Origin of the sequence: Bacillus sp. SIMBA_005 (genome assembly GCF_046535585.1) — a bacterium.
In the GTDB taxonomy this organism is placed as follows: domain Bacteria; phylum Bacillota; class Bacilli; order Bacillales; family Bacillaceae; genus Bacillus; species Bacillus pumilus.
Window position 1 is genome coordinate 223,096 of sequence record NZ_JAWRWI010000002.1, and the last position, 26,736, is coordinate 249,831.

A 26,736-nucleotide genomic window follows, 5' to 3' on the forward strand; every position below is an offset into this window, starting at 1 on the left:
ACTCACCTTTAAGAGATGAGTGGTTTTTTTATTATTTCTCTGAATGCTCAGATTGCTTTGGCGCAGAAGGTGAATAACCGTCTTTGCTGTTCTCTCCGTGGCTGTAGTGAGCCGCAAAGATCCAAACAGATCCGATAACGAAAATAATCGCACAAAACAGACCAAACAATGTATTTCCGACTTGAACAGTTCCGTTCTCGCTTTCTGTCATATGCATAAACATGAATAGCTGCAAGAACGCTTGAATGAAAGCAAAACCAAAGATAATCCATAGTTTTGCAGAACTGCCAATTTCAGCTCCAATGGCAATCCAGAATGCTAAGATGGTTAGCACGATAGAAAGAATGAAGCCAACTACGTGTTTCCAAGGGAAGTGTTCGTGCTCTGCTGAGGAATGTGTTTTTCCAGCCATATCACAAAAGCCCCCCTAATCCGATCAAGTAAACAGCTGTGAAGATGAAAATCCAGACAACATCAAGGAAATGCCAGTATAGACTTGAGATAAAAATCTTCGCTGCTGTTTGTGGAGTTAATCCACGTTTTTTAATTTGGAACAAGACCCCGGTAATCCAGAAGATACCGATGGATACGTGTAGTCCGTGAGTTCCTAAGAGTACAAAGAATGCAGACCAATACGCACTTGTATGGATGCTCGCACCCTCATGTACATAATGGAAGAACTCGAAAATCTCAAAGCCAACAAAGCCTGCACCTAGAAGCAGTGTGAGAATCGTCCAAATGACAACCCCTTTTGTACTTCCACGGCGCATTTCATGAACAGCAATCCCGCATGTAAATGAACTAACCAATAGCAGGAATGTCATGATCAATACAAGCTTCATATCAAACAGCTCAGCTGGTAAAACGCCGCCAGCTGTTCTGCCATGAAGAACAAAGTAGGTCGCAAAAAGTGTTGAGAATAACACGATTTCCGCGCCAAGGAATATCCAGAAACCAAGGATGTTTAAACGTCCCGTTTCAGACTGATATTCAAGCGGTGCATTTGCATAGCTGCTATCATTATGTCCCATTACTTCTGCGCCTCCTTATTCTTTTTCTCTGTTTCAATCACTTCTTCAACAGGAATATAGTAGCCATCGTCATATTCAAATGAACGTAAAATCATTGTTGCGAATACACCGATTAAGCCAATAACGCCAATCCAGTACCATTCAAATACAAGACCGAATGCTCCAAGTCCGAAGAATGCAGACATGATAAGCGGTCTGCCTGAATTGTGCGGCATGTGAATTTTTTTGAATTCTTTTTCAGGATGAACGTCTACATTGTTTTGCTTCCAATGATGGAATGCATCTGGTGTTGTCACTTCTGGAAGTGCTGCAAAATTATAATGCGGCGGAATTGCAGAAGATGTTGCCCAGTCAAGAGTACGTCCTTCTCCCCAGCTGTCTCCAGACACTTCACGCTTCGCGTGTCTCCAGCTGTAGTAAATGTTGTAGCAAAGGATGATGAATCCGACACCCATCATAAATGCACCAATTGTTGAAATAAAGTTTAGTGCAGTCCAGCCATCTTCTGGTCCATACGTATAAATACGTCTTGGCATTCCTTGCAGTCCTAAGAAGTACTGCGGGAAGAAACAGATGTTAAATCCGATCATGAATACCCAGAAGAACCATTTGCCGATTCTTTCGTTTAACTTGTAACCAAACATTTTTGGATACCAGAAAACAAGACCAGCAAAACATGCAAAGACAGTACCTGCGATTAATACATAGTGGAAGTGGGATACAAGGAAGTACGTATTATGGTACTGGTAATCCGCAGCTGCCATCGCAAGCATAACCCCAGTGACACCACCGATAACGAAGTTCGGGATGAAACCAAGTGCCCAAAGCATTGGTGAAGTAAAGCTGATACGGCCTCGATACATTGTAAAGAGCCAGTTAAAGATTTTCACACCTGTTGGTACAGAAATCGCCATTGTTGTAATCGAGAAGAATGAGTTAACCGCTGCACTGTTACCCATTGTAAAGAAGTGGTGAACCCACACAAGGAAACTAAGAACAGAGATTGCCACAATCGATACAACCATCGCTTTGTAACCAAACAACTGTTTTCTTGAGAACGTCGCAAAGATTTCTGAGAAAATACCGAAAGCCGGCAGGATAACGATATATACCTCAGGATGTCCCCAAATCCAGAAAAGGTTCGCCCAAAGCATTGGCATACCGCCTGCTTCGAGTGTAAAGAATGCAGAACCGAATAAACGATCAAATGTCATAAGTGCTAAAGCAACTGTTAGTACAGGGAATGCGAATACGATGATGACAGACGTGATCAATGTTGTCCATGTAAACATTGGCATACGCATAAGCGTCATACCTTTTGTACGCATTTTTAAAATGGTCACCATGAAGTTAATACCAGTCATAAGTGTACCAATACCTGCAATTTGGAGCCCGAGCAAGTAATAGTTCTGTCCAGGTCCTGGTGAGAAATCATTTCCGGCGAGCGGCATGTAACTCGTCCAGCCTGCACTTGGTGATCCTCCAATAACGAAGGAAATGTTGAACAGCATCGCCCCGACCATAAATGTCCAGAAGCTCAGGTTGTTCAAATAAGGGAATGCAACGTCACGTGCACCAATTTGAAGAGGAACAACGACGTTGATTAAACCAATTAAAAATGGCATTGCCATGAATAGAATCATGATCGTACCATGCGTTGTGAATATTTCATTATAGTGGTTGGAATCTAAAAACGTATTATTAGGAAGCGCCAGCTGTGCGCGCATCATCAGTCCGTCTACCCCACCGCGGAAGAACATAATCACAGCAGCAAGGATATACATGATCCCAAGCTTTTTATGATCAACTGATGTTAGCCATTCTTTCCAGAGCCATTTCCACTTTTTAAAGTAGGTTAAAACAAACACGATAGCAATGGAAGTAAGAGCGATAGAAATTTGCGCACCAAGAATTAATGGGTCTCCAGTTACAAAAAACTCATCCCATTTCAAATGCATAACGGCCTCCTCCTTTCCTTAGTCAGTTTATTCATTATCTAGTTTTCTTTTATAGTTCTTCACATTCTCGAAAGGATCTGTTTTGGAATGCGGAGAAACTGATTGGTAACCTAAACGTTTGCGTGCTTGGAGTGCGTATTCAGAATCCTCTCCATGCTTCGCAAAGGATAAATGTGTTGATGAGAATGTCTGCACATCTGCAGCATCAGGAAGCATCAAGTAGTCATACGTTTTCTTCGTTAACTTCGGTGCTTCTTTTTTCGATTTGCTTACCCATTTATCATAGTCAGACTGCGTCATCGCATTGACTTTGAATTTTTGCTGAGCAAAGCCTTCGCCTGTGAAGTTGGCGTTTCTTCCTTCATATGTGCCAACTTGATCAGCTTGAAGATATTGTTCCATCTCCATTCCAGCCATCGCATACTTCTCCCCGCCTAGCTGAGGAATCCATAGTGATGCCATTGTATCAGCAGAAGTGATTTTGAATAAAACCGGCTGATCTTTTGGAATGTTTAAGTAGTTCACTGTCTCAATATTTTCCTCTGGATAGCTGAAGATCCATTTCCAATCAACAGCTGTAGCATAAACGACAAGAGGATCTTTATGGCTTGTTGCTTGAGGTGCCTCTTCCAAAGAGTAAATTGTTTTTACAGTTGGAACTGAAAGGGCAGCAACGATTAATATTGGGATCACTGTCCAGACAACTTCTAGAAGCGTATTCCCGTGTAGTTCTGGGTTATAAGAGGCGTTTCCAACGTCCTTACGCTCACGGTATTTAACCAAAATGATGGTAAACAGTACAAATACCGCACCAACGATAAAGAGCATGAATCCGATGGATAAAAGGATTAAGTCTTTTTGTTGTGCTGCGACAGGTCCTTTAGGATCTAAAACAGCGATATTGCTGCAACCTCCTAATAAAAAAACACTCACGAGCATCGCTAATAAAAGCATAGGTTTAATGGCTCTGAACAAGAAGATCACCATCCTTCCTTAGATAATGTATAAATTGCTGAATAATTGTGAAAAGCCATCTGCCTTCGAAAACTTTTCTTCCCTTTGTAATGCTATCAAAATCTGTTAGAGTTAGCTTCCCTTTTTTCAAAAGTTCATTTATTTTTCAACAGATTTCTATTAAAATGTCATAAATTCGACATAAATTTATATTATTGCACACACAATAAATTTCTAGGATTTTGAAAAGTTGAGAGTTGAAGGCAAAGGACAAACAATCAAGAACTTTGTCAAATTTAGGTTTACCACAATAAAAAAGTTTGGTCAAATTTCAATTTAACTTAATGAAATTTTATCTAGGTAAACAATTTCGAAATAGGCATCCCCACATTTAACAAAAACCTTACTCATTTTAACGCAAGTTCACAAGAAAAGAAAGTATCGATCCTCTGTGTATACGCTGTAAGAATTGGTAATGATGCTGAAATAGTGGAATCTCGCTAAAGACTTCCAGCAAAAAACCGGCTCAGCGCCGGCACTCTGCATTTATTCATCCCTCACTAAGATGTCAGGTCGTCTATAGATCTCCCCTTCATGTTCAATGTCCATGTACGTCCACTTGCCTGTATACGTTAAAAAGCGATTGCCCTCTTTTTCTACAACAATCGTATCCTCTGATTTCAGTCCAGGCAACGAAGGGTTCCATGTAAACACTTGATGCAGCTGAATTTCTTCCTTCGATGAGGGAACGGCAATGATTTCCCTAGATACAAATCCCGTCTTGCCCCCTTGATGAAGCTTTTTCCAGCTATCAGGGAAACCCTCTTTTTCGTACTGAGCAATACCTGCTTTCAAAACATCACCTAATGTTTTCCCAGGACGTGTGGCGGCATTCATGACCGTGTCAATTCGTGCTAGCCGCTCTTTGTTCTCTTCAAGCTCCTTCGGAAGCTGACCAAAGTAAACAGACCTTGTGACATTTGCAACGAGCCCGTGCCGCTCCGCGCAGAGAACAACAAGCGCGTGCTTTTGAAGAGATTTATCTGTTGGAATCGGGTGACGGTATTGATGGATCCGGTCATCCGTTGCCACAAGCAGAACCTCTATCGTCATCCCTTGCGCAATAGCTCTTTGGGCAACAAGCGAAGCAATTTCGTGCTCGGTCTGCCCTGGAACGATTTCTTGACAGACACTTTCTACAATGACCGCTGTTTCATGACAAAGCGTTTCATATTGTCTGAGCTGTGAGGCAGTAAGGATCGAGCGGACATGCGACAAATTCGGTTCAATCCATTCGAATCCATCCATTTGAATATCCGTCCCAATTCGTTTACCTTTTGCGAGTTCTTGAATGTATGGGGCCTCATCCTCATACCAATCCATTGTGACCACTTGATACGGATGATCGACGTGCGCCATTTCTTCTTCAATGATCCGCTTTTCTTCCATTTGATTCACAATGAGAACGAGGTCGTCTTTTAAGACGAGCAGCTGACACACGCCCTCTGGCGTATTTAACACAATGTGATTCCTTCTTCCGCCTGTGAGCAAGGAGAAGTTATTTCGCTTTTGAATCAAAACACCATCGAGCTGCTTTTCTTCCATTAGCTCTCTTACTTGTTCAATCATCTAATCACCTGCCTGTTTGAAGTGTTTGAATGAAACGGTTAAAAGCTGTTTTCCCTTGCTCAGTTCTTTTAAACACACCTGCTTGGGAGAGAATTCGAGAAAAAATAATGCCGATTTCTTTTTGTAAAATGGTTTCGGTATTCTCCTCTGTAAAGGCGTTCTCTTCAAGCAGCCGCTTTGCCCAAGTCTCGTGCTTCATGATCGCAGGCCGGGCTTTGATTTCTTCAAGTGGGCTTTCAGATAGCAAAGCCTCTTTTAATTGGCTTAATTCCTCTGCTAATCTACCAGGAAGCACAGCAAGGCCCATGACTTCAATTAATCCGATATTCTCTTTTTTAATATGGTGGACTTCTTCGTGCGGATGGAAAATGCCGTCCGGGTGCTGCTTGTCTGTACGGTTATTACGCAGCACTAAATCTAATTCATAGGCATCCCCGTGGCGCCGCGCAATAGGTGTGACGGTATTGTGAGGAGTCTCTCCTGTATGAGCGATGACCCCCACCTCTTCATCTGAATACAGTTTCCACTCATGTAAGATAAAGTCTGCTGCATCTGCGAGCGGCTGCCGCTCACTGCTTCGAAGGCGGATCACAGACATCGGCCATTTCACAATACCAGCTTGCACATCTGGGAAGGCGTTGAGAGAAAAGACCTCTTCCATCTCTGCTTTTGCCATCGGAAATTCATGGGCACCACCCTGAAAATGGTCATGACTTAATATACTGCCTCCGACAATCGGAAGGTCGGCGTTTGACCCGATGAAATAGTGCGGGTATATAGATATGAAGGAAAGCAGTCGTTCAAAGGTCTTTTTGGTGATGCTCATTGGCTCATGTTTGCCTTTGAACACTATGCAGTGCTCGTTATAATACACATAAGGTGAAAATTGCAGAAACCACGATTCACCTGAGAGTGTCACAGGAATAATCCGGTGATTCTGTCTCGCTGGATGGTTAATCCGCCCCTCGAATCCTACGTTTTCTTTACAAAGGAGACAAAGAGGATATTGCTTTTGACTGAGCTTCTTCGCTTGAGCGATGGCTTTAGGGTCTTTTTCTGGCTTTGATAGATTAATGGTGATCTCCAGCACGCCATCGTCTGTTGGTGTAAACCACTGTACATTTTTGGAAATCCTGCCTGTATGAATGTAGTGGGCATGCTGCTGCATTTCATAGAACCAGCTCGTAGCTGCCTTCGGTCCTCCCTGCTGACGTTTTTCCTCAAACTTTGCATAGATGACACTTGGAGGTGCCACCAAACAGCCCATGATTTTCGCATCTAGTAAATCACGATACGTATCCGTCCCCTCAGGGATAAGTCCTGTTTCTACTGCCCAATCGAGCATCGGCATTAAGATGTCTTCTAGGTCTTCTTCTACTGAGACTGAAACTGTTCTTGCTTCCGCTTCATCGAGCCTGAGCACCTCAAGCAGTCGATTTCTCGTATATTCGATATCTAGTGATGTTATCAGCTCTTTATTAATCCCGTATTGAATCAGCTGTTCCAGCTTTTCAAAAATATCAATCGCCATTCCCTCAGTCCCCTCTCTTGCCTGCCTTTACGTTTTATTCACTTTGATAGCCATCTGGATGCTTCTGAAGCCAATCCCACGCACTTTGAATGATCGTGTGAAGGTCAGCATATTGAGGTGTCCATCCCAATTCTTGCAGCGCTTTTTCAGAAGAAGCAATCAGCTTTGCTGGATCTCCCGCACGCCTTTTTGCCATTTGTGCCGGGATAGCATGCCCCGTAACTTTTCTAACAGCTTCTACGACCTGCTTCACGGAGAACCCTGTTCCATTCCCTAAATTGTAGGTCGCACTGCCTTTTCCAGCACGCAGCCGGTCAACGGCTAAGATGTGTGCCTCTACTAAGTCCATCACATGAATGTAATCTCTAATACACGTGCCATCCTCTGTCTCATAATCATCACCGTAAATCATGATTTGATCTCTTTTTCCTAAAGCAACTTGCAGAATAATTGGAATGAGATGCGTCTCAGGCTGATGATCCTCTCCGACAAGTCCTTCTGTATGGGCACCAGCTACATTAAAGTAGCGAAGAACCACGTATTCTATTCCATACGCTTCTTTAGACCACTTCAGCATTTTTTCAATCGCTAGTTTCGTTTCTCCATAAGGATTCGTTGGGTTCGTTTCATCCGTTTCAACGATCGGCACCCGCTTCGGTTCACCGTATGCAGCAGCAGTTGAAGAAAAGACGATGTGTTTCACATCAAATTCATTCATGACTTGTAGTAAAGCAGTTGCCCCACCGACGTTGTTGTCATAGTACTTAAGCGGGTCTGTTACACTCTCCCCAACAAGTGAATCTGCAGCAAAGTGCATGACCGCTTCTATTTGATGCCTTTTGAACACCTGTCTTAAAAAGACGTGATCTCGTAAATCTCCCTCCTCTAAGACAGCTCCTTCCAAAACAGCTTCTTTGTGGCCTGTCTGCAAATTATCCACTACCACTACTCGTTCGCCTTTCGCTAAAAGAGCCGCCACCGCATGACTGCCTATGTAACCTGCTCCTCCACAAACTAAAATTGTCATTACACTTCCTCCTTCGTGAGTTCTCTTGCGCCTCCTCCAATTCCAGCTGTGTAAAAAGAGGCTTGAATGCCTGTTTTCTCTTGATACATCGCACCAGTTTCTTCTATAAATGACGCCAGCATCTCTTCTTTCACAATACTGATCGTGCATCCGCCAAAGCCTGCACCTGTCATACGGGAACCAATTGTCCCAGGGTGACGCCAAGCCGCTTCTGCTAGTGCATCTAGTTCTTTTCCTGTCACTTCATAATCATTCTTTAAAGAAAGGTGAGAAGCCTTCATGAGCCCACCTAGTTCTTCCATTTTATCATCTTTCAGAAAATTTACTGCTTTCATCGTCCGCTCGTTTTCCGTCACGACATGTCTTGCACGTTTGCGGCATATGTCATCTTCTATCAAGTGGGCATGCCCTTCAAATTCATCCACAGTGAGCTCACATAGGTGGGTAATGTCAATGTCTTTTCGAAGATCATTTAAAGCAGACTGACACTCTGACCGGCGCTCATTGTATTTGGAATCAGCCAGTGTCCGTTTTTTGTTTGTATTGGCGATGACAAGCGACAGTCCCTCTTGCCGAAACGGACTATATTCAAAGGCAAGGATGTCACAATTGAGCAAAATGGCGTGATCTTCTTTTCCAAGGGCAATCGAAAACTGATCCATGATCCCGCAATTGACACCAATAAATTCATTCTCTGCACGCTGTGAAAGAAGAGCAAGTTCGACATTTGAAACGCTGAATGAATGCCATTCATTGATGAGAACAGCGGTGACAAGCTCTATAGAGGCAGAGGAAGACAGACCTGCGCCATTTGGAATATTGCCGCTGTACACAATGTCAAAGCCATCTTCTATCTTCATTCCTGCTTCTATAAACTGCTTGAACACACCCTTCGGATAATTTGCCCAGCCGTCCGACTCTACGTAAGCGATTTCAAAAAGATTGAATTCTTTCACACCATCACGAGCAAAGTTCAAGGAATACATTCTCACGCGGCCATCTGAACGCTTTGCACAGGCAGCATACGTTCCGAGAGTAAGCGCGCATGGAAACACATGTCCTCCATTGTAATCTGTATGTTCACCAATCAAATTCACTCTTCCTGGGGCAAAAAAATAGCGAAGTTCTTCCCTATCTCCAAATTGCTGGTGAAATGCCGCGCGTAACGTATCGATCATATCCATTCCCCTTTTCTCTTCTGATACTTTTATTTTAGTTGTCCCAGGAGCATCAGTTCAATGGTAAAAAAATCGTTAAAGAATACCCTTTTTTTGCTGTGAATGGTACGATGTGATATGAGGTGTAACATGATTCTAAATAGAAAAAGGTTGTTTTTTGCTGTGAAGGAGGGTTTCCAATTTGAAGAAAGAAGCATTTGCATTTCGTTTTCACCATTCTGATTTGACATTGCCGGCACAAATCTGGTCTGTTGGCTGGGAAGTTCAATCTTCTTCGTTATATAGCTGGAATGGCGTGGAGCGGAAGGATCAAGGCAAGTGCATCTTTCAGCTCACACTGTCTGGACATGGCATGATTGAAATCGGAGAGAAACGTTTCAAAGTATTGCCCGGTCAGGCCTTTCTCGTGAAAAGCCCAAGTGCCTACCAATATTATTTTCCAGAAGACAGTGAGCATTGGGAATTTCTCTATTTAACGCTTTACGGGGAAGCCTGCGATCTTTGCTTTGACCAATTTATTGACCAAGGAAAGCAGGTCATGCGTTTTCATCCGAATTCCAGACCGATCCGCCTGCTCAAGACCATTTATGATGAAGCCAGTGAAAGACGGATTACCAATCCATTTGAGGGGTCTAGCCTTGCTTATCAATTTGTCATGGAACTGTATTCATATTTGCCAAAGCTTGAGGGACAAATGGAGAAATGGCCCGAGCCCATCGTTCAAGCTGCCTTGTTTGCCAGCCATCATTTTCACGAGGAAATTGGCCCAGACGATATGGCAGCTGCGGCACGTTTATCCAAAAGTCATTTTACAAGGGAATTCAAAAAGGCCACTGGCTTCACACCTATTCACTATCTAACCAATATTCGGTTAGAAAAGGCGGAAACGTTATTGAAAACAACAAAATACTCGATTGAAGAAATCGCCATACAGTGCGGCTACAGAAATGCGAATTACTTGAATAAAGTTTTTCGAAAGAAAATCGGCATGTCTCCAAAGCAACTGCGGGAAACAAGCGATGCATAATAAAAAGCAGCCGCTTTCACAATTGGCTGCTTCTTTTACGCTTTCGTCAGGTCAACATGAATTCTCCCTTGTCTTAAAACAATGGTCATTTGCGTGTCAGGTGTCATTAAGTTTTCCAAAATGTCCGTTGCTGTTTGAAGCGCAATGTCCATTCGGTTGATCTTTTCCTTTTCTTGTTCCGAAAACGATTCTGGATGTGCGGTCAATTCTTTGACTAACCTCAGCACTTGTTCATGCTGCTTTTCTGTTTGCTGATATATGACATCATATAATTCGTCTGGCCTGCTGCTCATTTCACATCACCTATCTTTTTTCATGTGTTAAATCGCATCTTCTTTTGTTTTCTTGAAGACGAACCATTTACTGGCGACATAATTCACGACCACAATCACAAAGTTGACAAGAATTTTTGCGACAGTTTCATTGAGCGCCATTTGGCTCACAAATAAAATCATCAGCCCTAGATCTACGCCGAGAGACATGAGACGAACACTAAAAAATGAAGAAAGCTCACGCATAAGGCTTTTCGTATCACGAGCCTTTTGCTTGAAGACATACTTCTTATTGGTGATATAAGCAAAGAGAACAGCAAAGACCCATGAAACAACTGTAGCTGTTTTATAATCCATGGAAAACATCTCAACGAATAAGTAGAAGCTGACTATGTTGACGATGGTTGTACACACACCCATCACAAGATACATGACAACTTCTTGATACTTTTGAAAAAGGCTATACATGTCTTTCTTCATTCCTTCTTGGTGGTTTCTGTTTCTCTTAGAATACCATCTTGAGAAGAACTTCCCAAACGAACAATATGTACGTCCTGCACAGATGAAATTTGTTCTACTCGATGGCAAATGTCAACCTAATTGGTTTATATAAGCCAAATGTTTTAGGTCTTTTTCATTATTTTAATTTATAATCTTTTAACTGACTTTACAATTGTTTATTATTAGAAGTAAGAAATCAATATTTATGGGTTTTTTAGTCATTTTTTTAGGAACGTGGTAGGTGATAGATTTTACAAAATAGGTTAAATGTCATCATTTTTCGACAAAATCTATTTTGCGCTGTTTTCATCCACACGTACAGTTACTAGACGGTTTGTTCAAGTCATTGGTTGCAGATGAATATGTCTTATTGAACTGGAGGATATTATGGATACGCAAGTGAAAAGAAGAGTTGACGAAGAGTGGGTTTATTTGATTCAGGAAGCGAAAAAAATGGGACTAGCCATCGAAGAAATACAAGCTTTTTTAACATCCAACGGTGATCAGAAGATGATAAACAAACCGTAAATCAACGCCGTTATCCTTTGTCTTTCAGACTGCTTTGGCTAAAAGTTCTGACTTGTCAATTGACCTTTTGAAAATCCTTTCATGACGATACGCTACAGTAGAACACCCCTTCATACCAATCCCTTCCACTCATGGGGTTCTGTCTTTCTATATTAGGAGGACAGTCCGTTTCCCGTTCTTTATATGATCCCTTTTTAGCCACTATTCATGAAAATTGTCCTTCTCTCGTTATAAAACCAAGCTCCCCACCCATATATTAAGCATGAAAGCATTGAGAAAGCAGAGAGGTGGGTAGAGCGTGAGTTCAGATTCCCTTTCCTATTATCACCAAAAAAAGGATCAGTATTATCATGGCGTGAACCCGGTCATTGTCAGCCGTATCCGCGCGGAATGGACGTCTTTATTGGATATCGGATGCGGCACAGGCAAGCTTGGAAAAGTCCTGAAACAAAAGGACCGGACCATTTATGGAATTGAATCGTTTGAGGATGCAGCAAAAGAGGCTGAGCAGGAGCTAGATCATGTGCTATGCGGAAATATTGAACAGATGACGCTCCCTTACGAACAGGAACAATTTGACTGCATCATATTCGGAGATGTCCTTGAACATTTATTAGACCCGTGGGCCGTTTTAAAGAAGGTCAAACCCTTCCTTAAAAAAGAAGGAGCCATCTTGTCATCCATTCCGAATATCGGTCACATATCAACCGTTTTAGAATTATTAGCCGGCAGATTCACTTATACAGATGCAGGATTAATGGATCAAACTCATTTACGTTTCTTCACTCTTCATGAAATTCATGCACTCTTTCATTCAGCAGGCTTTCGTATTCGCGAACTCGAAACCATTCGCGTACAGCACCCTTCCTACGAGAGCGTGATGAATGATTTACATGAATTACTCATGAAGCATGGCATTCGTTCAGATTTTCATGAGGCCGCTACCGCCTATCAATATGTGGTTGAGGCGGTTCAGCTTCATGAGTAACCCCACCATCCTGTTTGTTTTATGTGTAAATGATGAGTCTATGTTTCAGGCTTGCTTTCGGCAGCTCGCTTCACTTCCCGCTCCCCATGGATATCATGTGGAGGTTTTGCCGATTAGACATGCATCCAGTATGACCTCTGCTTATAATGAAGCCATCACTCATCCAGCTCAGTTTAAAATTTATCTTCATCAAGATACATTGATTGTCAAACAGCATATGCTTCTTGAGTTGATCCCGCTTTTTTTACAGCATCCATCACTTGGGATGATTGGGGTCATAGGTGCAGAAAGCGTGCCTGACAATGGGATCTGGTGGGAAAGTTCTGATTGCAGGGGGAAAGTCATTGAATATCGTCACGACACTTATCAGCTACTTTCATTTGAAAGTGGTCGTCAACAGGCAGACGCGCAAGATTACATGAACGCTTCGGCGATTGATGGTCTTTTCATGGCGACGCAGTATGATGTGAAGTGGCGTGAGGATCTCTTTGATGGCTTTCATTTTTATGATGTTTCGCAATCCTTTGAATTCATACAACAGGGCTATGAGGTTGGCATTGTGAGGCAAGAAGAGCCTTGGTGCATCCACAAATGCGGAGATCATTTTGATGCGGAAGCGTATGAAAAAGCGAGACAAACATTTCTTGCAAATTATCGATAGAAAGCACCCTTTTCGGGTGCCTTTTTTATGATATACTGTCATAAACAACCAGATCGTCTCATATGCATTGGAGTACCTTGTCCCTAATTCGTACAAAGGAGGAAACAATGGCAGACAAAAAAGTTCATTATAAGAAGGTTGCCGCTTCAGAGGATTTTCGAAAACTTCTTGAGGAAAAACGCAGATTTATCGTACCGATGACGATTTTCTTTTTTCTCTTTTACTTTTCACTTCCGGTTGCTACATCCTACTTCACCTTTTTGAACACGCCGGCAATTGGTGCGATTTCATGGGCGTGGTTATTCGCCCTCACACAATTTGTGATGACCTGGGTATTATGTGGACTTTATGCGAGGAAAGCTGCTCAGTTCGACAAATATGTAAGCGCTTTAAAAGTTGAATCAAGAGGTGATGACAAATGAGCATGACCGCTTTTATTTTATTCATTGCGATCGTAGGGCTCACATTGGTCATCACATATTTTGCTGCGAAAAAAACGAGCAATGCGAGCGATTTTTACACAGCAGGCGGAGGTCTGACTGGGTTTCAGAACGGCCTTGCCATCGCCGGGGACTATATGTCTGCCGCTTCATTTTTAGGGATCGCTGGAATGATCGCTTTAAATGGATTTGACGGCTTTTTCTATAGCATTGGCTTTCTAGTGGCGTATCTTGTCGTTCTTTACGTTGTGGCCGAACCGCTTCGAAATCTAGGAAAATATACGATGGCCGATATGATTGCTGCACGATTTAAGCGTCCTGCCATTCGAGGGGTAGCTGCGTTTAACACAATCACAGTCTCTACTTTTTATATGATTGCACAGCTTGTTGGGGCAGGTGCATTAATCAAGTTGCTTCTTGGCATTGATTACTGGATTGCGGTGCTGATCGTAGGTGTCCTGATGACCATTTATGTCGTGTTTGGCGGCATGATCGCAACCAGCTGGGTACAGATCACAAAGGCTGTGCTTCTCATGCTTGGGACACTGATTATTTCACTGCTTGTGTTTGCGAAGTTTGATTTTAGTCTACTGAAGATGTTTGAGGAGATGAAAACAGCGACCCCGCTCGGTGGGGCATTTCTTCACCCGGGAAATAAATATGATGTGCCTTTAGAGACCCTGTCTTTGAACCTTGCTCTAGTGCTTGGGACAGCAGGTTTGCCGCACATTTTGATCCGGTTTTATACGGTGAAGGATGCCATTTCTGCGCGTAAATCGGTTCTATCCGCTACGTGGATCATCGGTATTTTCTATTTAATGACGGTATTCCTTGGCTTCGGTGCTGCTGCCTTTGTTGGAACAGACGCGATCACCGCAGCAGATGCAGCAGGAAATATGGCCGCTCCCCTGCTCGCTCAAGCCCTTGGAGGAGATTTGTTATTTGCCTTTGTTTCCGCTATTGCCTTTGCGACCATTTTGGCGGTCGTTACTGGTCTCGTCCTATCTGCTGCGTCTGCCTTTGCGCATGACTTTTATAGTCAGATCATCCGCAAAGGGAAAGCGAGCGAACGGGAACAGGTGAAGGCGGCACGCTTTGCTTCCATAGGCGTGGCCATTCTTTCTATCATTCTCGCATTATTTGCCCAATCGTTAAACGTTGCTTTCCTTGTGTCACTTGCTTTCGCAGTGGCAGCGAGTGCAAATTTGCCATTGATTATCTTCACTGTCTTTTGGAAACGATTTAATTCTACGGGTGCCATTGCTGGGAGCTTAGTTGGACTTTTGAGCGCACTGATTATCGTCTCGCTCAGCCCAAGCGTCTGGGACCCATCGGGAGCAGCCATCTTTACAGGAGACCCGCTCATCCCGCTGTCGAACCCTGGAATTATCTCGATCCCGCTCGGATTCCTTGCCGCTTACTTAGGCACGATCTTCTCCTCTGAAAAAGCTGATGAAGACACCTTTACGGAAATTCAAGTAAAGGCACATACAGGAATGCATATGGACACTGATTCATAAGGAAATGCCGGCCTCAGATTGTTGACAAAGGGCTAAAAATGATCTTGATTTTAGCCCTTTGTCTTCTTTTCAGCGTGAAGAAAACCTTTGCAGCCCTAGGAAGGACGAGTACTGGCGCGGAGCGAATTTGACATTCGTGAGCACCAGCACGCAGGACTGACACCGAATGCGAGGGTTTGTCTACACGCTGGAGCCGGCTTTTTTGTGTTCTTCTTTTCCTTAGTAAGGTATAAATTGACCCTTCAACTTATTTTTATACTTTTCTAACCTGGCAAATTTTCTACACGTAATAAGAGAGCATAAGGTGACGATGATCAACAAAATTTCATGCGTTTCTCCTCTATTATCAATCACTTTCTTCATGCCTATCCCCCTATTATTGATCTATTTCTCCTACACTACGTCATTCATATGTTATCATTTTATACACATACTGGAAATCATTTCACACGTTGAGACACTCATATTTGTACAATGATAAACTGCAAGAAAGAAGTGACATTACTTATGCTTCAGATATATTCTGCCAAGTTATTATTTGAATCCATCTCATCACCAAGCAATATGCCCGATAAAATATTTGAAGAACGAATCATTTTGGTGCGAGCCAAAAACCATCGTAAAGTAAAAGATATCGTCCAAAAAAGCTTTCCAGAAGAAACCTTTGATAATGCTGAAGGTGGACAAACGACCATAAAATTAGCAGCCATATTAGATGTCTTTGAGCTTGTAGATCACTTAGAACAAGAATCGCTGCATTTAAGTGAGGTGTACAGCCGCCACCTTATTTTTGATAAAGAAACTTCGGCGAAAGAAGCCATCGAGGCTTATTCTTTAGACAAATAAAAGAAGCCGGCTGATGAGCCGGCTTTTTAATAGCGCTGAAATAACTCTGGATTTTTCGGAACGTTTTCTAAATAAACGATCTTTCCTTTGTCGTCTAGTTCTGCAATATCAATTCCTTCTGCTGTATACACACGGCCATCCGAAAGTTTTCCACAAACGGCCCAGTTGGTTTCATACTTGCCATCTTCTCTTTTTTTCCATCCATCCCACATATGCTTGATGTCTTCATGCACGTGGAAAAATGTGTTTAAAAACTGTGTAAACGCTTGGATACCAGGCTTCTCTGCACCATTTAAGACAATCATGACATCGTCAGAAAACAATGCGAGCAATTCATCCATTTGCTCCTGCCCTTTTCCAGCTTCATCGTAGCGGCGAAAATACGTATCGAGCACTTCCATTGTTCATTCTCCTTTATTTACCTTTCATTTCGATAACAATCGAACAATTCGATTGTACACAATTGTTTCTCACCTGTCTATTTTCCCCGAAATCAGAAAAGACATGAATTGAGTCAATCCATGTCTCCTACAAATTAAAAAGATGCTTTTTCCGATGCAACAAGTGCTTCCAATTCTTCTGCTGCTTTTTTAGGATCAGCGCTCTGGCTAATGGCGCTGATGATGCTGATACCATCTGCCCCTGCTTGTATGACTGGTGCTGCATTGCCGTATGTGATACCCCCGATGCCAACAATCGGAATATGAAGACCATGATGACGTACTTCAGTGATCAGTGATACTCCTTGGACACTACGTGTATCCTTTTTCGTTTCTGTTGGATAAACTGGACCCATGCCGACATAATCTGCGCCGTCCTTCATGGCTTGTTTCACTTCATCTAAGTTATGCGTAGACACACCTAATATTTTATTCCCGATTTTTTGTCTGACGTCTTCTGCATTTGTATCTTCCTGTCCAACATGAACGCCATCTGCATCAAGATCTATCGCTAGCTGCACATCATCATTCACAATAAAAGGAACATTCGCTTCTTGGCAAAGTACTTGAAGTTGGCGAGCCAATTGTTTCTTCTCTTCTCCTTGCAAGGCTCCCTCGCCCTTTTCTCGAAATTGAAACATGGTGATTCCGCCTTGAATCGCCTCTTTCAAAACATCAAGCGGCTGCCGGCTTGTATTCGCTGTTCCCATAATAAAATAAACCGATAATTGCTGTTTGATTTGCTGTTGATCAGCCTTTGTCATGTGACATTCCCCCTATTTTCCCCAGTGTTAACACATCATCGCCAGTTGTATGTGTGAGTGCATTGAGCAATTCCATTTGAAACGTACCTGGCCCTTTATTCTGCGTGTACTGAGCTGCCTTTTCAGCTGCGACACCATAGAACAATAGAGCAGCTGCCGACGCGTGAAGCGGCCTTTCACCTGCTGCACAAAATGCCCCGATGACAGACGTCAGTAAACAGCCTGTTCCCGTCACCTTGGTGAGCCATTCATGTCCATTATAAATAGACAACACGTCCTCTCCATCTGACACCACATCGACTTTCCCAGTGATCACCACAACGGTTTGAAGTGTCCTCGCTGCTTGTTTGACTAGTGCCGATACATCTCCGTTCGCTGCTTTCGCATCCACGCCTTTTGACTCCCAGCCATCTACTTGAAGTAAATGAGCAATTTCTGCAGCATTCCCTCTGACAACGGTCATGTTCACTTGCTCTAACAGCTGTTTTGCCGCTTTCATTCGGAACGCTGTCGCACCGACGCCGACAGGGTCTAATAGAACAGGTATCCCCTTTTTATTGGCAGTTTGTCCAGCCAGAATCATGACCTCCACCGTCTCCTTGGTCAGTGTGCCAATATTCAGCACAAGCGCATCGGCTAATTGCGCCATTTCAGCCACTTCTTCTTTGGCATTTGCCATGACTGGCGAAGCGCCTAAAGCAAGCAGACCATTTGCTGTAAAGTTCGTCACGACTTGATTGGTGATATTATGAACAAGTGGATTTTCCGCTCGAACCTTCTCCAATAAATGAGATGCGCTGCTTGTTTTCATCCGTATCGTCCTCCCTTTTACTCTGCTCCCCATACATAGGATTTCGTATGCTTTAACCATTCTCTTGCCGCAAACGACAAATAGCGGTCTTTTCGCCAAATGACGCCTAAATGCCATGGGATTGACGTATTTAAGGAAATGACTTTCACCTTTTCTGGATCAAGATCACGACAGATCCGCTCAGGCAGAAGGCCAATTCCCAAGTTCTCGGCTACCATCTCACTAATGAAATCCCATTGAGACGTTTCATAAATAACATTGGGACGGAAACCCGCATTCATACATTCATTCAATATCCGGCTATGCAGAACAAAGTCTTCTCGAAAGAAAATAAAAGACTCTTCCTTTAAATCAGCTAAATCAACCTTATCTCGACCTGCCATCGGATGTGATGGATGCGTCACGAGCTTCATGTCCTCTTTAATAATGGTGTATGTATGAAAGATTTTATCATTTGCAGGCAGAACAATGACACCAATATCTAATGAACCATCTTCGACCCCTTCCTCTACTTTAATAGAGCCGTGCTCCACTAATTGAAATGTGACATCAGGATACTGCTGGCGAAATTCTCCCATAACGTTCGGGAAAAAACTCGATCCAATCATCGGCGGCAGCCCGATGCGAATATGCCCTTTTTTGACATTCATTAAATCATTTAGCTCGCTCGTTAAATTTTGAAATGATTGTGTGATTTCACTCGCCTGGGTATACATCGTTTGTCCAGCATCTGTCATTTCAACCTGCCGGCCATTCCGATAAAACAACTGCACCCCAAGCTCATCCTCGAGATTTTTGACCATCTTGGAAATGGTAGGCTGCGACACATAAAGAGATTGTGATGCTTTTGTGAAGCTTTTTAACCTCGCCACCTCTAAGAAATATGTTAAATGTCTAATGTCCACATGACTCACCCTTCCTATAGACAAAAGGAATACTAATTATTCGATATATGTATTTTACCTATAACTGAACGTGCTGTACACTTTAAAGTAAGCTAATCAAATGGAACGTTGTCATGTTTTTGTGAAACAGTGAACAATATTTATATAGAAAAAGGAGTGAACAGAAAGTGAAATTGCTCAAAACGCCGCTGATTGCTGTCCTTCAGATTATGGCTTTGTTTGTTTTTGCGAAATTGATGAATGTGCTCGCGGCCTTTTTGCATTTAAGAATTCCGGGCACGATTTTAGGCATTCTGGTCATTTTCTTATTACTTCATTTTAAAATTATTCAATTAAAATGGATTGAACTTGGTGCCGTATGGCTGCTCGGAGAACTGCTGCTATTCTTTATCCCGTCAGCCGTTGGTGTCATTGATTATGGAACATTGCTTTCTCAATCTGGTACAAGTATTGTTCTTGTCGTCTTACTGAGTACCTTTGTCGTCATGCTCTCGACTGGTATCATGACGCAAATGATTGCGAAAAGAAAGGAGCGAAAAAAGCTATGTTAATTGGCGCATTATTTCTGATCTTAACGGTTCTTTTATATCTCGGATCAAAAGCGATATATAAACGACACCCGAAGGTTTATGTATCCCCATTACTTGTGACACCGCTTGTCCTTGTCGTCTTTCTGTTAATCGTCAACATTCCTTACGACGCATACAATCAAGGCGGGAAATGGCTGACGAATATGCTTCAGCCTGCGACTGTTGCTTTTGCCATTCCCCTCTATAAGTATTTTCACATTCTGAAGAAGCATGCAGTGGAAATCATTTTGAATGTGGCTTGCGGTTCTGTCATTGCGATCCTATCTACGGCATTTATCGCGAAGTTGTTTCATTTGGATACAGGCCTAATTGAAAGTCTTGTGCCAAGGTCGGTCACAACACCAGTAGCGATGAGTGTGTCAGAAATGATTGGCGGGATGCCGTCCGTTACGGCAGTATTCGTCATTTTAACCGCACTGTTTGGGTCAATCATCGGTCCAATGATCATTCGTTATTTCCGTATTGATAATGACATTGCCATGGGCGTCCTGCTTGGTACAGGTGCACACGGGGCAGGAACATCGAAGGCATTTGAAATGAGCTCCGTCTCAGGGACGATCTCAAGTGTATCCATGATTATTTCAGCCATTATTACTTTATGTGCAGCGCCCATCCTCATGTCGTTTGCCTTATAAAAAAAGCCATTTCCTTTAACGGAAAATGGCTTTTTTCTTATGTTTGTATGAAGACAACCTTTAAATAATTTCCTTCTGGATAATTCTTCGTCGTACGGAAATCCTCAGGAAGGGTATATTCTTCAAGAATACGATAGCTTTTCCCTGATTCTTTAAAGGCCTGCGCAATAAATCCTTTGAATTTTTTCATACCAAATGCACTGCTATTCGTTGATGCCACAATGACGCCGTTCTCAGCTGTGATTTGGATGGCTTCTTTTAATAGCTTCTTATAATCCTTCGCTGCACTGAATGTGTGCTTTTTCGTGCGTGCAAAGGAAGGCGGGTCTAAGATGACAAGATCATAGGTCCATCCTTTTTTCGCAGCAAACGGAAAGTACTTAAAGACGTCCATGACTTTAATATCCTGCCCGTCCACATCTATATCGTTGACTTCAAACTGTTCAGATGTTTTTTTCAAACTGCGGTTCGCGACATCTACACTTGTCGTCCGGCTCGCTCCGCCAAGCGCTGCTGCCACGGAGAATGCACCTGTGTAAGAAAATGTATTGAGCACGGTCTTTCCTTTTGCATAACGATCTCGAATTGCTTTTCTCACATGACGTTGATCAAGAAAAATGCCTGTCATCGCACCATCATTTAAGTAAACCGCTACATTCATGCCATTTTCTTTCACGATGAGAGGGAATTCACCTTTCTCTCCCTTTACAAAATCATCATCTTCTATATACTGTCCCGACGTATCAAATCGTTTCTTTTCATAAATGCCTTTATAGTCTGGATATACATGCTCAAGTGCACCCAATACTTCCGCCTTGAATGTATACACTCCTTCGCTATACCACTGGATGAGATAGAAACCGTCATAATGATCAATCGTGAACCCGCCTATGCCATCTCCCTCTCCGTTGAACACACGGAAAGCAGTCGTCTGTGCATCACGAAATAAATGCGTTCTGCTTTTCGCTGCCTGCTCAAGCTTGGAGACAAAAAAGGTATGGTCTATTTTTTCGTTGGCATCAAAGGTGAGTACCCAGCCGATCCCTTTATTTTGCACACCATAATATCCTTTTCCTAAAAAGGCGCCTCGCTCATCCACCCATTCAATCAGCTCGCCTTCTTTCACACTGCTTACATGCGATACAGCATCTTTAGAAATGAGTGGATATCCCTTATTCACTTGTTCTGCAAATGTTTGTTTTAATGAGATTTTTTTCATTTGTGTCATCCTTATCCTAAATTGACTCTCTCTATCCTATCATATGAATGTATACGTTACTTCTATTATGATAAGATGAGGAGAAAAATATCAACACACCATTGAGGAGGCTCTTTTTTTGACGACATTACGATTAGATCATACAGGTATTATGGTTTCAAATATTGATACGTCCATTGATTTTTATGAAAAGGTCGTGGGCATGAAATTAAAGGATCGCATCACTCATACAAACGGAGTGATTGAGCTTGCATTTCTCGGCTTTAAAGATGAGGCAGAAACGGAAATTGAGCTCATCCAAGGGTACAGCAGCGACCTGCCATCTGAAGGAAAGGTTCACCATCTTGCCTTTACAACAGACAATATTCATGCTGAATTCAATCGTATTCAAAAGCTGCAAATTGAATTGATTGATGAAGAAATTACGACGCTGCCAAATGGATACTGCTACTTCTTTTTCAGAGGGCCAGACCAAGAATGGATCGAATTCTTCCAGCGCTAATATTTCCTAGGAAATGAGGCTGGCTATGCCCCATAAAAGAAAAAGAGTAAGAGCATCCATATGCCCTTACTCTTTTTTTATAAGACCTTACTAAGAAATGATTTTGTACGCTCATGCTGCGGGTTTCCAAAGAGAGCTTCCGGTTTGTCTTCTTCGACAATATATCCACCATCCATAAAGATCACGCGGTCTCCCACCTCTCTCGCAAAGCCCATTTCATGTGTGACCACAATCATTGTCATGCCTTCGACGGCTAATTGTTTCATAACTGCTAATACATCCCCGACGACTTCAGGATCAAGAGCAGATGTCGGTTCATCGAATAATAACACTTTCGGGTCCATTGCCAAGGCTCTTGCGATGGCGACACGCTGTTTTTGTCCACCAGATAATTGGTTCGGGTAGCTTTTGGCTTTGTCTTTTAAGCCGACCTTTTCAAGCAGGTCCATTGCTTTATCGACTGCCGCCTTCTTGTCTGTGCCTTTTACCTTCATCGGCGCGATCGTGATGTTTTTTAAAACGGTTTTATGAGGAAATAAATTAAAGTGCTGAAACACCATCCCCACTTCTTGACGTACCTTATTGATATTCACCTTTGGATCTGTAACCGTATGTCCGTGGACAACGACTTCACCAGCTGTAATATCTTCTAATTTATTGAGACATCTTAGAAACGTGCTTTTGCCCGATCCAGAAGGACCAATCACACACACTACTTCCTTTTCTTCGATGACTGCATTAATATCCTTTAACACTTCGTGATCGCCAAAGGATTTCTTTAAATTTTTCACCGTAATCATACTCATTTGATATCAAATCTCCTTTCTGCGTAGCTAGCCAGTAGAGAAAGTAAATAAATGATCACGAAATAAATGATTCCGACAATGAGCCAGACATTCAAAGGATCAAATGTTGCCGATGCCTGTACTTGTCCTCGCTGCATAATATCGGCAATTCCGATAATAGATAAGAGAGATGTATCCTTCAAGCTGATGATGGCTTGGTTTGTAATTGCTGGAAGCATGCGGCGGAATGCCTGTGGAAGGACGATAAAGCGCATGTTTTGCCCCCCTGTAAAGCCTAAAGAGCGCGCAGCTTCTGTTTGTCCTTTATCAATGGACTGAATCCCTGCACGAATAATTTCTGAGAAATAAGCCCCTGCATTAATTGCTACTGTAATAATCCCTGCGGGCACTCGATCAAGCGAAATGAATTCAAGTGTATTCAAACCAAAATAAATGAAGAATAGCTGTACGATAAATGGTGTGCCTCGAATGGCATTGACAAAGACAAGTGCGATGAAATTTAAGATTTTAAAAGGTGATAGACGGCATAATGCCACTATTAAACCGATGATAAATCCTAAAATGATGGCAACAACAAAGATATATAAAGTGGTTTGCAAACCGTCCATTAAATACGGGAATGCATTAATAATCGTGTCCATGTTTCTCCCTCCCTAATTCACATACGGCGCATCATAAAGAAAGCGCGCTCGGAACGCGCCTCGCTTGTATTATGACTTCAAATATTTATCAATAATTTTGTCATATTCACCATTTTTCTTTAGGTTCTCTAGACCTTTATTGATCTTTTTCAATAGGTCTTGGTTTTTCCCCTTCATCACAGAGATACCATACTGGTCTCCATTTAATCGGTCTCCAACTGTTTTCAATTTTAAATCTTGCTGTGCAATTGCATACGTAATGACAGGATAATCCTCAATTAAGGCATCTGCGTTTCCGTTTGAAACTTCTTGGAACATCGATGGGCTGTCATTAAATTGAACCACTTCATACCCATATTTATCTGCGTTATCTGATGCAAATTTTGCACCCGTCGTCCCATTTTTAACAGCTAGCTTTTTCCCCTTTAAATCATCAATTGATTTGATGCTGCTGTCCTTTTTCACAACAACTGTCAATCCAGCGTCGAAGTACGGATCTGAGAAATCTACCTTCTTCTTACGCTCATCTGTAATGCTCATTCCGCCCATCCCTACATCAAGCTGACCTGCCTGCATTGCCGGAATAATGCCTGAGAAGTCCATCGCTTCAAGTTTCACTTTGAAGTCTTGGTCTTTCGCGATGGCGTTAATCAGATCAACGTCGATTCCTTCAGTTTTACCGCCCTTTTCAAATTCAAATGGCGGATATGTTACATCTATCCCAATTTTATATGTGCCTTTGCCTTCTCCCGAACCGCTGTCCGATTTTGATCCACAGGCTGCCATGACGAGCACAACTATGAGTCCCATGATCAGTAACATCGATTTTTTCATAAAACACGCCCCCTATTGTCAGTTTTGTCTAAATATTCGCAATACAAATAATACTATACCACGCTAAAGCTATAGTGTGTGATGTTTTTTATCAATACCAAAGATCCATACAATACTAGATCAATAGTCTCTTTAAATTTTACTTTTTTGCGAATAACTCATTTTATTCTAAAAGAAGAGCGATTCACAATCATAATGTGAGATAATCTTACATAAAACGAGATATCACCATGATAACCACCGTTTTTTCTAATATACAAAAACAGACACTTGAATGATCTTCTTCTCTCTATTGATATCGTAATATATCTTCTCTAAAACCCTCTTTTTACCTAAATTTATGTAAGCGTATACAAATAGACACCTGATCCCTATTTCTTTCACAATTGGTTGAATTTACATCAAAAAACATGTTTTACAAATTGCGAGAGAGCGCTTAAAATATAAGAAGATACTGAATATGGAAAGTGAATTCAGATGAACGGAAATCGAACGAGATGGATAGATGAAGAAAGGAGGATATAAATTGGCAGAAACAGGTGTTTTGTCGTCCGTTGATGTAGCGAATATGTTAAATGACTGGTATGTCATGATGAAAAAAAGAGAAATACAAGGTGCGATCAAGCTAAAAGAAGAAATCCTTCAAGCGTTTGATCGCATGGAAGAGAATCAAGACGTCTTACTTTACTATCAATTGCTAGAGTACCGTTTTAAGGATCTCATTGAAGATACAGCTTCGCTGGATCATAGTCTTTTTGTTGATGAAAATGCAATCCGTACAGATGACATGCTCAGCTACTATTTCTATTTCTTTAAAGGGATGTATGAAATGCGCAGAGGCAATCAGGATACAGCATTTCACCTTTTAAAATTGGCAGAGGATAAATTAGATCTCGTCCACGATGACATTGAAAAAGCAGAATTTTATTATAAAACAGGGTGTCTTTACTATAATATAAGATCCACGCTCCTCTCCATACACCACTTGAAAATGGCTTCATCTATTTATGACGCAGATCCATGTTATGTGAAAAAATCAATCAGCTGTCAAATGATGCTCGCTTTGAATTATGCTGATCAATCAAAATATGATGAGGCAGAGTCATTATTTAAAAAAGTGATTCATTCACTAGAACAAATGGAAGATCCAGATTTGCTTGGTCATGCGTATTGCAATGCAGCTTTTATTAAAAGTCTTAGAAATGAATACAATGAAGCTGTGCCGCTCCTAGAAAAAGCTTTATTAATTGAGACATTTGAAACGTCTTCTCCAGGCGGCTACTTACTGGCCATGTATGCCTACACAAAAGCACTATTCAAGCTGAAAAAGCCTGGTTTGTTCCACTATTATGTACAGCTTTCACTTCAAAAAGCAGAAAATTTAAAACAACGAAACATTTCACTTAAATTATCTATTTTAGAAACACTTATGCTTCAGCAAGACAACATGATAGAGCAAATCAAGTCTTATTGTAATCAATTAGAATCTATGAATTTTCTTGTCGATCTTGAAGCCATCTGTCAGGATGCAGCTGCTTACTTAACAGATCTTGGACTTCATGAAGAATCCACTTATTTCTCGAACAAGGCGTTGTCCTTAAAAACAGATATGGAGTGATGTAAGATGAAAAAATGGCTTATCACAAGTGCGATTTTGACACTCTTGATAACAGGTGTTTCCATTGGCGTTTCCATCCAAAAAGACAGCCAATCTGCACAATCTCAAGATATCATTCAAAAGAGAGACCGCGGCACCAATCCTTAAACATGAAAAAGAGCAGCTGTGAATATCGCAGCTGCTCTTTTTTATGCGTTAATCGATTTCTCGTTTAATATTTTGCATTTTTTCATCTAAGTAATGGGCTATATCAGCCGCTTCCTTCAGTTCATCGGTTAGCTGATGAGGGACATCGTTTTGCAGTTTATAATAGATTTTATGCTCAAGACTCGCCCAAAAATCCATCGCTATGGTCCGCACCTGAATCTCAACCTTTACATGTTCCACACGATTCGTTAAGTACACAGGGATCTCCACAATTAAATGAAGACTTCTGTAGCCATTTGGTTTTGGATGTTGAATATAATCCTTCACTTCAAGGATTTTCAGATCCTCTCTTTGCCTCAATACATCCATAATATTATAGATATCTTGAATAAAGGAGCAGATGATGCGGACACCTGCGATATCATGAATATACTCCTTGGCACATTGTGTTGTGATGTCGCATCCTTTTCTTGCTAATTTATTTACAATGCTTTCAAAGGATTTGATCCGTGATTTTGTATGCTCTATTGGATTGTGCCCATGGATTAAATTATATTCCTGGCTGATGATTGAAAACTTCGTATCCATTTCATCTAATGCAAATTTATATACTAATAATTCATTTTTCCAGTCTTCCATGACGTTTTTCAAATCTTCTACATGAGTTGCTGACATATTCATTTCTATTTGTCATCTCCTTTTGGGAAACGGCGGCTGCACCGCTTTCCGTTTA

The 26,736-nt window shown here is 41.9% G+C and carries 31 protein-coding genes; 12 read left to right on the forward strand and 19 right to left on the reverse strand.

Annotation, left to right across the window (positions count from 1 at the left end; translation table 11 throughout):
• Positions 1–31 precede the first annotated feature (31 nt).
• The 8 genes from qoxD to SB660_RS03830 form a co-directional block, all read right to left on the reverse strand.
• Positions 32–412 carry a cytochrome aa3 quinol oxidase subunit IV gene (gene qoxD / locus SB660_RS03795; RefSeq protein WP_007497818.1) on the reverse strand — a complete coding sequence of 127 codons (381 nt, stop codon included), beginning with the start codon at positions 410–412 and terminating at the stop codon, positions 32–34.
• A gap of 1 nt (position 413) precedes the next feature.
• Positions 414–1,031 carry a cytochrome aa3 quinol oxidase subunit III gene (qoxC, locus tag SB660_RS03800; protein ID WP_007497820.1) on the reverse strand — a complete coding sequence of 206 codons (618 nt, stop codon included), beginning with the start codon at positions 1,029–1,031 and terminating at the stop codon, positions 414–416.
• Positions 1,031–2,989 (reverse strand): cytochrome aa3 quinol oxidase subunit I, encoded by a 1,959-nt coding sequence (gene qoxB / locus SB660_RS03805; protein ID WP_003215069.1) that lies wholly within the window; start codon positions 2,987–2,989, stop codon positions 1,031–1,033. The genes qoxC and qoxB overlap by 1 nt, the downstream gene beginning before the upstream one ends.
• 27 nt (positions 2,990–3,016) lie before the next feature.
• On the reverse strand, positions 3,017–3,973 hold the full coding sequence (gene qoxA / locus SB660_RS03810) for a cytochrome aa3 quinol oxidase subunit II (protein ID WP_144461925.1): 957 nt from the start codon (positions 3,971–3,973) through the stop codon (positions 3,017–3,019).
• A gap of 516 nt (positions 3,974–4,489) precedes the next feature.
• Entirely contained in the window at positions 4,490–5,572 is a 1,083-nt protein-coding gene (locus SB660_RS03815; protein ID WP_410581428.1) for a M24 family metallopeptidase, read from the reverse strand.
• A 4-nt stretch (positions 5,573–5,576) separates the two neighbouring features.
• Positions 5,577–7,103 (reverse strand): UDP-glucose--hexose-1-phosphate uridylyltransferase, encoded by a 1,527-nt coding sequence (gene galT, locus SB660_RS03820; RefSeq protein WP_410581430.1) that lies wholly within the window; start codon positions 7,101–7,103, stop codon positions 5,577–5,579.
• 34 nt (positions 7,104–7,137) lie between these two features.
• Positions 7,138–8,130: a UDP-glucose 4-epimerase GalE gene (galE, locus tag SB660_RS03825; RefSeq protein ID WP_410581432.1), complete on the reverse strand. Its 993-nt coding sequence runs from the start codon at positions 8,128–8,130 to the stop codon at positions 7,138–7,140.
• Positions 8,130–9,308, reverse strand: coding sequence for a galactokinase (locus tag SB660_RS03830; RefSeq protein WP_410581434.1), 1,179 nt, complete (start codon positions 9,306–9,308; stop codon positions 8,130–8,132). The genes galE and SB660_RS03830 overlap by 1 nt, the downstream gene beginning before the upstream one ends.
• 181 nt (positions 9,309–9,489) lie before the next feature.
• Here SB660_RS03830 and SB660_RS03835 point away from each other — a divergent pair, with 181 nt between their 5' ends.
• Complete coding sequence (locus tag SB660_RS03835; RefSeq protein WP_410581436.1) at positions 9,490–10,335, forward strand: helix-turn-helix domain-containing protein; 846 nt, start codon at positions 9,490–9,492, stop codon at positions 10,333–10,335.
• 35 nt (positions 10,336–10,370) lie between these two features.
• Here the strand turns inward: SB660_RS03835 and SB660_RS03840 are convergent, their stop codons facing one another.
• The gene (locus tag SB660_RS03840) at positions 10,371–10,628 is read right to left on the reverse strand and encodes a hypothetical protein (protein WP_410581438.1); all 258 of its coding nucleotides are present in this window, start codon (positions 10,626–10,628) and stop codon (positions 10,371–10,373) included.
• Positions 10,629–10,655: 27 nt separating this feature from the next.
• Positions 10,656–11,039 carry a GtrA family protein gene (locus SB660_RS03845; RefSeq protein ID WP_012011676.1) on the reverse strand — a complete coding sequence of 128 codons (384 nt, stop codon included), beginning with the start codon at positions 11,037–11,039 and terminating at the stop codon, positions 10,656–10,658.
• 456 nt (positions 11,040–11,495) lie between these two features.
• Here SB660_RS03845 and SB660_RS03850 point away from each other — a divergent pair, with 456 nt between their 5' ends.
• The 6 genes from SB660_RS03850 to SB660_RS03875 all read left to right on the forward strand — a co-directional run bounded on the left by SB660_RS03850 (position 11,496) and on the right by SB660_RS03875 (position 16,091).
• A complete protein-coding gene (locus SB660_RS03850; RefSeq protein WP_058013382.1) occupies positions 11,496–11,636 on the forward strand; it encodes an anti-repressor SinI family protein in 141 nt (46 codons plus the stop codon).
• 298 nt (positions 11,637–11,934) lie between these two features.
• Complete coding sequence (locus SB660_RS03855; RefSeq protein WP_144461534.1) at positions 11,935–12,624, forward strand: class I SAM-dependent methyltransferase; 690 nt, start codon at positions 11,935–11,937, stop codon at positions 12,622–12,624.
• Positions 12,617–13,285 carry a glycosyltransferase family protein gene (locus tag SB660_RS03860; RefSeq protein WP_058013380.1) on the forward strand — a complete coding sequence of 223 codons (669 nt, stop codon included), beginning with the start codon at positions 12,617–12,619 and terminating at the stop codon, positions 13,283–13,285. Before SB660_RS03855 ends, SB660_RS03860 begins: the two co-directional genes overlap by 8 nt.
• 107 nt (positions 13,286–13,392) lie before the next feature.
• Entirely contained in the window at positions 13,393–13,707 is a 315-nt protein-coding gene (locus tag SB660_RS03865) for a DUF485 domain-containing protein (protein ID WP_180309875.1), read from the forward strand.
• The gene (locus SB660_RS03870; RefSeq protein WP_058013379.1) at positions 13,704–15,245 is read left to right on the forward strand and encodes a solute symporter family protein; all 1,542 of its coding nucleotides are present in this window, start codon (positions 13,704–13,706) and stop codon (positions 15,243–15,245) included. Before SB660_RS03865 ends, SB660_RS03870 begins: the two co-directional genes overlap by 4 nt.
• Positions 15,246–15,752: 507 nt before the next feature.
• A complete protein-coding gene (locus SB660_RS03875; protein ID WP_058013378.1) occupies positions 15,753–16,091 on the forward strand; it encodes a DUF4288 domain-containing protein in 339 nt (112 codons plus the stop codon).
• Between the two features lie 26 nt (positions 16,092–16,117).
• Here the strand turns inward: SB660_RS03875 and SB660_RS03880 are convergent, their stop codons facing one another.
• The 4 genes from SB660_RS03880 to cidR all read right to left on the reverse strand — a co-directional run bounded on the left by SB660_RS03880 (position 16,118) and on the right by cidR (position 19,011).
• A complete protein-coding gene (locus tag SB660_RS03880; protein ID WP_060597556.1) occupies positions 16,118–16,492 on the reverse strand; it encodes a nuclear transport factor 2 family protein in 375 nt (124 codons plus the stop codon).
• A 134-nt stretch (positions 16,493–16,626) separates the two neighbouring features.
• Entirely contained in the window at positions 16,627–17,295 is a 669-nt protein-coding gene (gene thiE, locus SB660_RS03885) for a thiamine phosphate synthase (protein WP_144461528.1), read from the reverse strand.
• On the reverse strand, positions 17,282–18,106 hold the full coding sequence (gene thiM / locus SB660_RS03890) for a hydroxyethylthiazole kinase (protein WP_410581443.1): 825 nt from the start codon (positions 18,104–18,106) through the stop codon (positions 17,282–17,284). Before thiM ends, thiE begins: the two co-directional genes overlap by 14 nt.
• Before the next feature lie 17 nt (positions 18,107–18,123).
• Positions 18,124–19,011, reverse strand: coding sequence for a cidABC operon transcriptional activator CidR (gene cidR / locus SB660_RS03895; protein ID WP_003214744.1), 888 nt, complete (start codon positions 19,009–19,011; stop codon positions 18,124–18,126).
• 167 nt (positions 19,012–19,178) lie between these two features.
• Between cidR and SB660_RS03900 the strand changes: the two genes are divergently transcribed.
• The gene (locus SB660_RS03900) at positions 19,179–19,562 is read left to right on the forward strand and encodes a CidA/LrgA family holin-like protein (RefSeq protein ID WP_012011691.1); all 384 of its coding nucleotides are present in this window, start codon (positions 19,179–19,181) and stop codon (positions 19,560–19,562) included.
• The gene (locus SB660_RS03905; RefSeq protein WP_144461526.1) at positions 19,556–20,236 is read left to right on the forward strand and encodes a CidB/LrgB family autolysis modulator; all 681 of its coding nucleotides are present in this window, start codon (positions 19,556–19,558) and stop codon (positions 20,234–20,236) included. Before SB660_RS03900 ends, SB660_RS03905 begins: the two co-directional genes overlap by 7 nt.
• A 37-nt stretch (positions 20,237–20,273) precedes the next feature.
• Here SB660_RS03905 and SB660_RS03910 read toward each other — a convergent pair whose 3' ends face one another.
• The gene (locus SB660_RS03910; RefSeq protein ID WP_410581446.1) at positions 20,274–21,455 is read right to left on the reverse strand and encodes a class I SAM-dependent rRNA methyltransferase; all 1,182 of its coding nucleotides are present in this window, start codon (positions 21,453–21,455) and stop codon (positions 20,274–20,276) included.
• A 118-nt stretch (positions 21,456–21,573) separates the two neighbouring features.
• On the opposite strand from SB660_RS03910, the gene glxA reads away from it, so the two are divergent.
• Positions 21,574–21,957 carry a glyoxalase GlxA gene (glxA, locus tag SB660_RS03915; RefSeq protein WP_012011694.1) on the forward strand — a complete coding sequence of 128 codons (384 nt, stop codon included), beginning with the start codon at positions 21,574–21,576 and terminating at the stop codon, positions 21,955–21,957.
• Positions 21,958–22,034: 77 nt separating this feature from the next.
• On the opposite strand, the gene SB660_RS03920 is transcribed toward glxA, so the two are convergent.
• The 3 genes from SB660_RS03920 to SB660_RS03930 all read right to left on the reverse strand — a co-directional run bounded on the left by SB660_RS03920 (position 22,035) and on the right by SB660_RS03930 (position 24,238).
• Positions 22,035–22,763: an amino acid ABC transporter ATP-binding protein gene (locus SB660_RS03920; protein WP_410581448.1), complete on the reverse strand. Its 729-nt coding sequence runs from the start codon at positions 22,761–22,763 to the stop codon at positions 22,035–22,037.
• Entirely contained in the window at positions 22,760–23,404 is a 645-nt protein-coding gene (locus SB660_RS03925; RefSeq protein ID WP_410581450.1) for an amino acid ABC transporter permease, read from the reverse strand. The genes SB660_RS03920 and SB660_RS03925 overlap by 4 nt, the downstream gene beginning before the upstream one ends.
• Positions 23,405–23,473: 69 nt before the next feature.
• Positions 23,474–24,238, reverse strand: coding sequence for a transporter substrate-binding domain-containing protein (locus SB660_RS03930; RefSeq protein WP_034620276.1), 765 nt, complete (start codon positions 24,236–24,238; stop codon positions 23,474–23,476).
• A gap of 526 nt (positions 24,239–24,764) precedes the next feature.
• Here SB660_RS03930 and SB660_RS03935 point away from each other — a divergent pair.
• Together SB660_RS03935 and SB660_RS03940 are read left to right on the forward strand one after the other, a co-directional pair.
• Entirely contained in the window at positions 24,765–25,856 is a 1,092-nt protein-coding gene (locus SB660_RS03935) for a Rap family tetratricopeptide repeat protein (protein WP_410581452.1), read from the forward strand.
• 6 nt (positions 25,857–25,862) lie between these two features.
• On the forward strand, positions 25,863–26,003 hold the full coding sequence (locus SB660_RS03940) for a hypothetical protein (protein WP_180309867.1): 141 nt from the start codon (positions 25,863–25,865) through the stop codon (positions 26,001–26,003).
• Between the two features lie 48 nt (positions 26,004–26,051).
• Here the strand turns inward: SB660_RS03940 and ywaC are convergent, their stop codons facing one another.
• Positions 26,052–26,684: a GTP pyrophosphokinase YwaC gene (gene ywaC / locus SB660_RS03945; RefSeq protein WP_003215004.1), complete on the reverse strand. Its 633-nt coding sequence runs from the start codon at positions 26,682–26,684 to the stop codon at positions 26,052–26,054.
• Between the last annotated feature and the right edge of the window lie 52 nt (positions 26,685–26,736).

What these genes read in the sequence shown, in the direction of transcription:
- SB660_RS03850 (WP_058013382.1), top strand. Translation starts at nt 11,496, where the DNA reads ATGGATACGCAAGTGAAAAGAAGAGTTGACGAAGAGTGGGTTTATTTG.
- SB660_RS03865 (WP_180309875.1), top strand. Translation starts at nt 13,393, where the DNA reads ATGGCAGACAAAAAAGTTCATTATAAGAAGGTTGCCGCTTCAGAGGAT.
- thiE (WP_144461528.1), bottom strand. Translation starts at nt 17,295, where the DNA reads ATGACAAAGGCTGATCAACAGCAAATCAAACAGCAATTATCGGTTTAT.
- SB660_RS03930 (WP_034620276.1), bottom strand. Translation starts at nt 24,238, where the DNA reads ATGAAAAAATCGATGTTACTGATCATGGGACTCATAGTTGTGCTCGTC.
- SB660_RS03870 (WP_058013379.1), top strand. Translation starts at nt 13,704, where the DNA reads ATGAGCATGACCGCTTTTATTTTATTCATTGCGATCGTAGGGCTCACA.
- SB660_RS03845 (WP_012011676.1), bottom strand. Translation starts at nt 11,039, where the DNA reads ATGTATCTTGTGATGGGTGTGTGTACAACCATCGTCAACATAGTCAGC.
- galT (WP_410581430.1), bottom strand. Translation starts at nt 7,103, where the DNA reads ATGGCGATTGATATTTTTGAAAAGCTGGAACAGCTGATTCAATACGGG.
- SB660_RS03815 (WP_410581428.1), bottom strand. Translation starts at nt 5,572, where the DNA reads ATGATTGAACAAGTAAGAGAGCTAATGGAAGAAAAGCAGCTCGATGGT.
- SB660_RS03940 (WP_180309867.1), top strand. Translation starts at nt 25,863, where the DNA reads ATGAAAAAATGGCTTATCACAAGTGCGATTTTGACACTCTTGATAACA.
- SB660_RS03920 (WP_410581448.1), bottom strand. Translation starts at nt 22,763, where the DNA reads ATGAGTATGATTACGGTGAAAAATTTAAAGAAATCCTTTGGCGATCAC.
- galE (WP_410581432.1), bottom strand. Translation starts at nt 8,130, where the DNA reads ATGACAATTTTAGTTTGTGGAGGAGCAGGTTACATAGGCAGTCATGCG.
- qoxC (WP_007497820.1), bottom strand. Translation starts at nt 1,031, where the DNA reads ATGGGACATAATGATAGCAGCTATGCAAATGCACCGCTTGAATATCAG.
- SB660_RS03925 (WP_410581450.1), bottom strand. Translation starts at nt 23,404, where the DNA reads ATGGACACGATTATTAATGCATTCCCGTATTTAATGGACGGTTTGCAA.
- qoxB (WP_003215069.1), bottom strand. Translation starts at nt 2,989, where the DNA reads ATGCATTTGAAATGGGATGAGTTTTTTGTAACTGGAGACCCATTAATT.
- SB660_RS03830 (WP_410581434.1), bottom strand. Translation starts at nt 9,308, where the DNA reads ATGATCGATACGTTACGCGCGGCATTTCACCAGCAATTTGGAGATAGG.
- ywaC (WP_003215004.1), bottom strand. Translation starts at nt 26,684, where the DNA reads ATGAATATGTCAGCAACTCATGTAGAAGATTTGAAAAACGTCATGGAA.
- SB660_RS03840 (WP_410581438.1), bottom strand. Translation starts at nt 10,628, where the DNA reads ATGAGCAGCAGGCCAGACGAATTATATGATGTCATATATCAGCAAACA.
- thiM (WP_410581443.1), bottom strand. Translation starts at nt 18,106, where the DNA reads ATGAAAACAAGCAGCGCATCTCATTTATTGGAGAAGGTTCGAGCGGAA.
- qoxD (WP_007497818.1), bottom strand. Translation starts at nt 412, where the DNA reads ATGGCTGGAAAAACACATTCCTCAGCAGAGCACGAACACTTCCCTTGG.
- SB660_RS03875 (WP_058013378.1), top strand. Translation starts at nt 15,753, where the DNA reads ATGCTTCAGATATATTCTGCCAAGTTATTATTTGAATCCATCTCATCA.
- SB660_RS03910 (WP_410581446.1), bottom strand. Translation starts at nt 21,455, where the DNA reads ATGAAAAAAATCTCATTAAAACAAACATTTGCAGAACAAGTGAATAAG.
- SB660_RS03905 (WP_144461526.1), top strand. Translation starts at nt 19,556, where the DNA reads ATGTTAATTGGCGCATTATTTCTGATCTTAACGGTTCTTTTATATCTC.
- SB660_RS03860 (WP_058013380.1), top strand. Translation starts at nt 12,617, where the DNA reads ATGAGTAACCCCACCATCCTGTTTGTTTTATGTGTAAATGATGAGTCT.
- SB660_RS03880 (WP_060597556.1), bottom strand. Translation starts at nt 16,492, where the DNA reads ATGGAAGTGCTCGATACGTATTTTCGCCGCTACGATGAAGCTGGAAAA.